11 protein-coding genes are annotated in these 6,803 nt (G+C 63.2%); 9 read left to right on the top strand and 2 right to left on the bottom strand.

All coding sequences use genetic code 11. From position 1 onward, the window contains the following. Window positions 1–5 precede the first annotated feature (5 nt). Together I5M_RS22045 and I5M_RS31025 are read right to left on the bottom strand one after the other, a co-directional pair. A complete protein-coding gene (locus tag I5M_RS22045) occupies window positions 6–359 on the bottom strand; it encodes a hypothetical protein (protein ID WP_022723385.1) in 354 nt (117 codons plus the stop codon). Further along, window positions 349–1,269 carry a DUF1376 domain-containing protein gene (locus I5M_RS31025; protein ID WP_022723386.1) on the bottom strand — a complete coding sequence of 307 codons (921 nt, stop codon included), beginning with the start codon at window positions 1,267–1,269 and terminating at the stop codon, window positions 349–351. Before I5M_RS31025 ends, I5M_RS22045 begins: the two co-directional genes overlap by 11 nt. 102 nt (window positions 1,270–1,371) lie before the next feature. Here I5M_RS31025 and I5M_RS22055 point away from each other — a divergent pair, with 102 nt between their 5' ends. The 9 genes from I5M_RS22055 to I5M_RS31030 form a co-directional block, all read left to right on the top strand. Further along, entirely contained in the window at window positions 1,372–1,788 is a 417-nt protein-coding gene (locus tag I5M_RS22055; RefSeq protein WP_022723387.1) for a hypothetical protein, read from the top strand. Window positions 1,789–1,791: 3 nt separating this feature from the next. After that, the gene (locus I5M_RS22060; RefSeq protein ID WP_022723388.1) at window positions 1,792–2,118 is read left to right on the top strand and encodes a hypothetical protein; all 327 of its coding nucleotides are present in this window, start codon (window positions 1,792–1,794) and stop codon (window positions 2,116–2,118) included. Next, window positions 2,118–2,534, top strand: coding sequence for a hypothetical protein (locus tag I5M_RS22065; protein ID WP_022723389.1), 417 nt, complete (start codon window positions 2,118–2,120; stop codon window positions 2,532–2,534). Before I5M_RS22060 ends, I5M_RS22065 begins: the two co-directional genes overlap by 1 nt. Before the next feature lie 3 nt (window positions 2,535–2,537). Beyond that, window positions 2,538–2,753 (top strand): hypothetical protein, encoded by a 216-nt coding sequence (locus tag I5M_RS22070; protein WP_022723390.1) that lies wholly within the window; start codon window positions 2,538–2,540, stop codon window positions 2,751–2,753. Between the two features lie 5 nt (window positions 2,754–2,758). Further along, window positions 2,759–3,619, top strand: a complete 861-nt coding sequence (locus I5M_RS32885; RefSeq protein ID WP_051048809.1) for a hypothetical protein — start codon at window positions 2,759–2,761, stop codon at window positions 3,617–3,619. 153 nt (window positions 3,620–3,772) lie between these two features. Next, entirely contained in the window at window positions 3,773–4,159 is a 387-nt protein-coding gene (locus I5M_RS22080; RefSeq protein ID WP_148287938.1) for a hypothetical protein, read from the top strand. A 590-nt stretch (window positions 4,160–4,749) separates the two neighbouring features. After that, window positions 4,750–5,001 carry a hypothetical protein gene (locus I5M_RS22095; protein ID WP_022723394.1) on the top strand — a complete coding sequence of 84 codons (252 nt, stop codon included), beginning with the start codon at window positions 4,750–4,752 and terminating at the stop codon, window positions 4,999–5,001. After that, on the top strand, window positions 4,998–5,906 hold the full coding sequence (locus tag I5M_RS22100) for a PD-(D/E)XK nuclease-like domain-containing protein (protein WP_051048810.1): 909 nt from the start codon (window positions 4,998–5,000) through the stop codon (window positions 5,904–5,906). Before I5M_RS22095 ends, I5M_RS22100 begins: the two co-directional genes overlap by 4 nt. Before the next feature lie 3 nt (window positions 5,907–5,909). Then, window positions 5,910–6,803: recombinase RecT (locus tag I5M_RS31030; RefSeq protein WP_083909652.1), on the top strand; the 894-nt coding region annotated here is incomplete at its 3' end.

Consider the following 6,803-nt stretch of genomic DNA (forward strand, 5'->3'; position numbering starts at 1 on the left):
GGCCATCAGCCCCGCCGATCGTCGGGCTTAGCCCCAGCCCACATTCCCTCGAAAAGCAGCTGGCCGAAGACCTCGCGGTCCTCGTCCTTGGTCTTCGGGATGCCCTTGAGCAGCAGCGCGAGCGCGGCTCCGATTTGCTCTGGTTGAGCCGGTGCCGACGCGCGCGCCGCAGCGGCGCCGTCCGGCCCGTTCCACAACGCGATCGCGGCGTCGATCTGTCCGACGGCCTCCCGCATCCCGGCGACCCCCGTCGAGCCCGCCTCGAATGTGTCTCGAGCGACCGCGCACACCTTGGTCGCGCCGGCCGTCGCCCGTTCCAATTCCGCGCCACCGATCGGCGCAGCCAGATCATTGCTCATTCCGCTCCCTTTCCTTCAATGCGTGGTAGCCCTTCATGATGCCGGCGATCGCCGAATCTGTCGCCGAAACGCGCGGCGCCGCTGGCACGCCGCCGCCCCGGTTCACGCCGCGCTCAATCGCCGTCAAAATCCAATTCCGCCACGTCGCCGCCCAATCGACCTTCGGGCTCTGGTTGCCGTGCCAGTAGTTCCGGAACTTCTCGGCCTGATGCTCGATCTGCGGGGCCTGTAGGCCCTTCTGAGCGGCGTAGGCCCAATCGGCGTCGGATGGCTGCCAATCCGGCGGCAGCGCATGGCCGGCCTTCCTGCGGGCCGCGCGGGGCGCTCCGGAGCCTCCGACCACCGCCGGCAAATTCGCGCCCGCGCGCGTTTCTTCTGTGGTTGTGGTTGAGCACTGAGGTTGTGCCGGAGGAGAGGCTTCATCGCCGAAGAGGTCACCACCAAGACCGGCAGGATCAGCTTCTTTGGAGGGAGCGATAGCTCCCTCTTTCTTTCTATCTTGGTATGGTTTGGTATGAATGGTTTCATTTTGCTTAAGCAAATCGAAACCTTTTGCTTTGTCATGTTCTTTGTTATTCAAAGACTTAGGGCGGCCTCCGAGCTTTCCGATGTTGCTCCGCTTCTGCGATATCGAAGCGGCTTTTTGGCGCTCCCGTTCCAGCCTTCCCTGCGTCACCGCACCGTCGGCGACGGTGAAGAATTCCCCGACGACCTCCCAAACCAGCGGCCACCGCCGCGGCGTGACTCTGGCGATTCTGGCGAGCTTTCCGGCGTCGTCTGGAAGGCGGCCGCCTGTCCGCCACATGGTCATCAACAGCAGCAGGTAGGCGCCGTGCTGCTCGGTGGTGAGGTGCTGCGTGTCCCCGAGGTAATCCCCGACGTACAGCGGCATGTAGGGTGCTTCGGCCATGCCGAAGCTATAACCCGAATTATTTTCAGCGTCGATAACTTTTCTTATTGACGTCACGATAACCTGTGTTATCGTCTCCCCATCGCAAGGGGAGACCGCGACATGAGCACCACGGACCGCAGCACGACGATTTCTGAGATTTATGCTGCAATCAATCCGCTACCGGCAATGCTGACGGCGAAAGGCTGCATCAGCCCGAGCGTCGAATTCCAAATCGAAGCGAATGCTAGATTCTGCATCGTGTTCTTTCTGCCGAAGTCGGCAAAGAACTTGTGGGACCGCGATATCTCGGTCTTCACCGGCGAGACGTTCGAAGAAGCCATCACGGAGGCGCGAGCGTCGATCGACGCGATGCCGTCGCCTGAGCAGGCGAAGCTCAACCGCTTCATGGCCTCGCTGGCAAACGTGATCGATGCGGGCCGCGCAGACGGCATCGACACGGATTTTCTGAATCCGCTTGTCGCCACGATGAAGCGACTGTCCGAGAACGCGCTGACCCATCAGCCGGTGGAGGCCTGAGTCATGAACACCCTGCCCACCCCGTCCTACATCGTGATCTGCGCCCATCACGCCGGCGGCTATCTGCTGGAGCGCAACAACCTCACCGACCTGTCCCGATCCGAGACGATCACGGACATCGTGTCGGGCGAGATCGACCCGAAGGCGGTTTGCCAGATCATCGAGATCGACCTGGACGCCGGCACGTCGCGCGATGCGACCAAGGACATCGCCCGCGCCGTCATGACCCGTTGGGCCGATCGCGCCGAGCCGCTCAGCCAAGACGAATACGAGTTCGTCGAGTCGTTCGTGTCGATCCAGGCGGCGAACTCGTTCCGGAGGGCTGCGTGATGGCGATCAAGACGAAGGAAGAGGCTATGTCGCGGTTTCAAGAGATCGCGAGAGCGCACCGCGCGCCCCATAATCCAGACGCCTTAAGTACAATTATCGACCTGCTGATCGAGCTTGGCGTGTGGACGCCGGAAGAGCCGGAGAATCCGGTCGAGAAGACGAATTGGCAGCTGTTGGACGAGTTCATCGATTGGGCGCCAACGGTCGATAGCGACACTGTCGTTGAGGAACTGCAGATCGCCGCACAAACGCTTGGCCTCAAGCTCATCAAGCAGAGCGATGAGCTGGTGGAGGTCGATATGGAGGTGGCGCGAGCCAGTATTGCCGCTGATTTCTGCAGCTACATTAAGGCCGATGCCATCATCATCGGTTTGAATAAATTCGGCTACGTCATCTCCAAGCGCGCGGGAGCATGAGCCATGATAGCTATCACCGCCCTTGATCTCGCCTGGGAAGAGATCAACGCGCTCGGCGGTAGTGACCCCAGTGTCATGAGCCCGGACGAGCTAGCTTACAATCGCGCGATCAGTGATGCGCTCGAAATTATCGAACGACTCGGCGGAGAAGACCCAGCGCCAAAGCGTGCCGCTGCCGGTCGCGACTTCTCCGACACCGACGCAATCTTTGAGGAGTGAGGGCCATGGGGAAAAAGAAGACGAGCGACGCGCTGCCGCCGGTCACGTCGATCAAAGGATTTGATCGCGACCTTTCGTGCAGAGGATTCAAATTCGAGTTCGGCAAGACGTACACCGTGAAAGGGCCGATCAAGGCGTGCAGCAACGGGTTCCACGCCTGCCCAGAAGATCAGCATCCACTCTCGGTCTTTGATTACTATCCGCCTACTTCGCGATTTGCCGAGGTTGTGCAGGATGGCGAGCGCGACGCTGACGACAATAAGCTGGCGTCAGCGTCGATCACCTTGAAGGTCGAACTCTCCATTTCAGATCTTGCCGCTCGCGCGGTGAAGTGGGTATTTGATCGGGCGAAATGGACCGATGGCCCGGTCGCGACTGGCGACAACGAAGCGGCCACCGCCAGCGGCTATCAGGGCGCGGCCACCGCCAGCGGCGATCAGGGCGCGGCCACCGCCAGCGGCTATCAGGGCGCGGCCACCGCCAGCGGCTATCAGGGCGCGGCCACCGCCAGCGGCTATCAGGGCGCGGCCACCGCCAGCGGCACCCGGGGCGCGGCCACCGCCAGCGGCGATCAGGGCGCGGCCACCGCCAGCGGCACCCGGGGCGCGGCCACCGCCAGCGGCACCCGGGGCGCGGCCACCGCCAGCGGCACCCAGGGCGCGGCCACCGCCAGCGGCACCCAGGGCGCGGCCACCGCCAGCGGCACCCGGGGCGCGGCCACCGCCAGCGGCTATCAGGGCGCGGCCACCGCCAGCGGCACCCAGGGCGCGGCCACCGCCAGCGGCACCCAGGGCGCGGCCACCGCCAGCGGCCAATGGTCAATTGCCGCTGCGTTTGGAATTGATGGCAAGGCAATGGCTGAATGAAACGGGAGCTATCGTTCTTGCCGAGCGGCTGGATGCATACGGTCCTGATCGAGGCAAGTTGTTAGCCGTGTGGGCTGGCCTTGTTGGTCGCGACGGGATCAAGCCGAACACATTCTACCGCCTAGTCGACGGCAAGCCAGTGGAGGTCGCGTGATGGCCGATATCAGCAAGGCGACACCGAGGCCGTGGAGCTATGACCCGGAGATCAATCGCATCTATTCGGAGGCCACGCAGAACTGCGTCGCGGCTCCGCACATTCCCGGAAATCCGTCTGCCGATGCCGTGTGGCCTGCTGACGCCGCCCTGATCGTCCGCGCCGTCAACCGCGATCACCTGTTCGAGGAGATGGTCGGGGAGCTGAAGTCGCTGTTAGTCGACAATGACGGAGACCAAGATGACGGTTGCGAACTTTGCGATGGATGCGGCGAGGTCAGCGCCACAACTGCTCGGGACGATCGAGATCAGATTGGCGGCCCTCTCTGCATTGAGCGTGAGCATAGCCGTCGCGCCCGCGCCATCCTCGCCAAGGTGCGGTCATGAGCGCAGGTGATCGCCCGTACTACACCGCTGCCCTGAATGCTCTGCGTGCGGCCCACAAGGCATGTTTTGATCATCCAGATCGAGACGTTCTAGGCATGTCTCACGGCCCATTCTCGGGCGTGAACGAGGCTCTTGGGATCGTGGACATGCTTGAGTCCGAGAACGCCGCGCTCCGCGCCCGTGTCGCTCTTCTCGAAGGCGCCCCCCCCGTCCATGAGCCGAGATGCGGCCGGCAAGATCATCAACGGCATGGCATAGGGGCGCGGAGATGCAATTCACCGGACTATTCGCCGCCGAGTTAGTCGTGGCGATCTTCATCATCGTTCTCGCCGCGATCGGCGTGAACAGCGAAGCGATCTTTCATGCGCTGGGAGGGATGGGACAATGAGCTACTACACAGAGGAAACGGCCAAGATGCAATGGTGCCCGCTCGCGCGAGTTCTGAACGGCGGGGCCGCTTACAATCGCTGGTACGACGGGTCTACAACAGAGAAGACGAGATGTGTAGGATCTGACTGCATGGCGTGGCGTTGGCGGGTACCTTACGAAGCTGAAGATGGATACTGCGGCGCGTTCGGGAGGCCGTGGCAATGACCTGCCGCCTCGTCACCATCCAATCCGCCGAGACTCCGATCGGAGACCGCCTCCGCTGGGCCGCCGACGAAATGTCGCTGCTGTCCGACCGCTTCACCGACGCCATGATCAAGCTTGAAGCCGGCGTCCGCGCCAACTCTGTCCCGATGATCAGATCAGCGCAGCTGTCGTTCGCCGAAATCCTCGACCAGGCCACGCAGCTCAACGTCGGTATCGAGCACGCGATTCAGAAGGAAATGGCACGATGAAGGTGCAGCGTTGGGACGGCAAGCCGATCAGCACGCCAGGCATTTACAGCGGCGTTCCGATGGAGGTGTATCACGGCGCCAATCTGTGCGACGCGCCGTCTATCTCGTCCTCTGGGCTGCGCAAGATAGCCAGTCAGAGCCCGGCGCACTACTGGTGCGAAAGCCCGTACAACCCGGATCGGATCGATCCTGACGAATCCGAGCCGCTGGTGTTCGGCCGCGCCGCGCATCACCTTCTCCTTGGTGAAGACGACTTCAACACGCTGTACGTTGTCAGGCCCGACAAGTGGGACTCGTGGCGCACCGACGCCGCCAAAGCGTGGAAGGCTGAACAGGAGGCCCAGGGCCGAACGGTTCTGCTCAAATCGCAGCTTGAGACAATCCGGGGCCTCGCCAAGTCGCTTGCTACCCATCCACTGATCGAGGCCGGAATTCTGAACGGCGCGATCGAGCAAACCATCGTGTGGCGCTGCAAGGACACCGGCATCTGGTTGAAGGCGCGCCCCGACGCCATCCCAAACGACGCCGGCGACTTCGCCGACCTCAAGACCACTACCAGCGTTCAGACCGCCGATCTGGCCCGGACCATCGCCGAGAACGGTTACCACCAGCAAGCCGCGCTGATCGCCGCTGGCTGGCACGCCATCACGGGCCGCGACGTCGCCAGCTTCTCGTTCGTGTTCGTCGAGAAGAAGCCTCCCTACTGCACCCGCATCGTCACACTGCGGGATGAAGACCTCGCGCGCGGCGAGCGGCAGAACTTTGTCGCGGCGAAGACCTTCGCCAAGTGCCTCGCCACCGGCGAATGGCACGGCCCCGGCGGCGCCGACGCCGAGTATCTGGCGCTTCCGTCATGGGCGCAAAACCGTATCGACCACGAACTAGAACTCGCAGAGGCGCAGTAACCCATGGCCGACATCGCACGCATTGAAGACCGCATCGACCGCGTCGCGGCGAGCTCGCTGGAGGTTTCAGACGCGCTCGGCGGCCTGCGCTTCCAGAACATGGTGGAGGTGATGGAGTTCGCCAAGTGCATGGCCATCGCCGAAACGGCTGTGCCGAAGCATCTACGCGGCAATCCGGGCATGTGCCTTGCGGTCTGCATCCAGGCGCTGGAATGGCGGTTTTCGCCGTTCGCGGTGGCGAATAAGTCCTACGTGGTCAATGACCGGATCGGCTACGAGTCCCAGCTCGTGCACGCCGTGATCGAGCAGCGCGCGCCGATCGTCGGCCGGCTGCGTCACACCTTCGCCGGAGAAGGCGACACCAGGACGTGCACCGTCACCGCGACGTTGCGCGAGACCGGCGAGACGCTGGAATACACGTCGCCGCAATTTGCGAAGATCCAACCGAAGAACTCGCCTCTGTGGAAGACCAAGCCCGATCTGCAGCTCTACTACAACACGAGCCGGGACTTTTGCCGCACCTATTTCCCGGATGTTCTGCTTGGCGTCTACAGCGCCGAGGAACTGCGCGACCATGTCGGCCCCGACAATGCCAAGCCAATAGATAAACCGAACGTGGCGAGCCGCCTAACCGGCGCGAAGGGCCGCGGCTTCAACCACGGCCACGTCGAGCGCGAGAGCCGCGGCGGAGTGATCGAACAGCAACCGGAGGCACAGCGCGAGGCCGGGCATAAACCAGCTCCGTCCGCATCCGCGGGTGATGAGCCCTTGGCCTCCGAACAGGGGGCGTCTGCTGACGCCTCCGGGGCGGCGCAGGACCGATGCGAGTCCGCCGCCCCATCCCTTTCTGATCTGCCGGAGCAGCCACCGGCGGATGCGCCTGCGGTGTCCGACGCG

Source organism: Rhodopseudomonas sp. B29, from assembly GCF_000333455.1.
GTDB lineage: Bacteria > Pseudomonadota > Alphaproteobacteria > Rhizobiales > Xanthobacteraceae > Rhodopseudomonas.

What these genes read in the sequence shown, in the direction of transcription:
- I5M_RS22045 (WP_022723385.1), bottom strand. Translation starts at nt 359, where the DNA reads ATGAGCAATGATCTGGCTGCGCCGATCGGTGGCGCGGAATTGGAACGG.
- I5M_RS22055 (WP_022723387.1), top strand. Translation starts at nt 1,372, where the DNA reads ATGAGCACCACGGACCGCAGCACGACGATTTCTGAGATTTATGCTGCA.
- I5M_RS22095 (WP_022723394.1), top strand. Translation starts at nt 4,750, where the DNA reads ATGACCTGCCGCCTCGTCACCATCCAATCCGCCGAGACTCCGATCGGA.
- I5M_RS32885 (WP_051048809.1), top strand. Translation starts at nt 2,759, where the DNA reads ATGGGGAAAAAGAAGACGAGCGACGCGCTGCCGCCGGTCACGTCGATC.
- I5M_RS22100 (WP_051048810.1), top strand. Translation starts at nt 4,998, where the DNA reads ATGAAGGTGCAGCGTTGGGACGGCAAGCCGATCAGCACGCCAGGCATT.
- I5M_RS22080 (WP_148287938.1), top strand. Translation starts at nt 3,773, where the DNA reads ATGGCCGATATCAGCAAGGCGACACCGAGGCCGTGGAGCTATGACCCG.
- I5M_RS22060 (WP_022723388.1), top strand. Translation starts at nt 1,792, where the DNA reads ATGAACACCCTGCCCACCCCGTCCTACATCGTGATCTGCGCCCATCAC.
- I5M_RS31025 (WP_022723386.1), bottom strand. Translation starts at nt 1,269, where the DNA reads ATGGCCGAAGCACCCTACATGCCGCTGTACGTCGGGGATTACCTCGGG.
- I5M_RS22065 (WP_022723389.1), top strand. Translation starts at nt 2,118, where the DNA reads ATGGCGATCAAGACGAAGGAAGAGGCTATGTCGCGGTTTCAAGAGATC.
- I5M_RS22070 (WP_022723390.1), top strand. Translation starts at nt 2,538, where the DNA reads ATGATAGCTATCACCGCCCTTGATCTCGCCTGGGAAGAGATCAACGCG.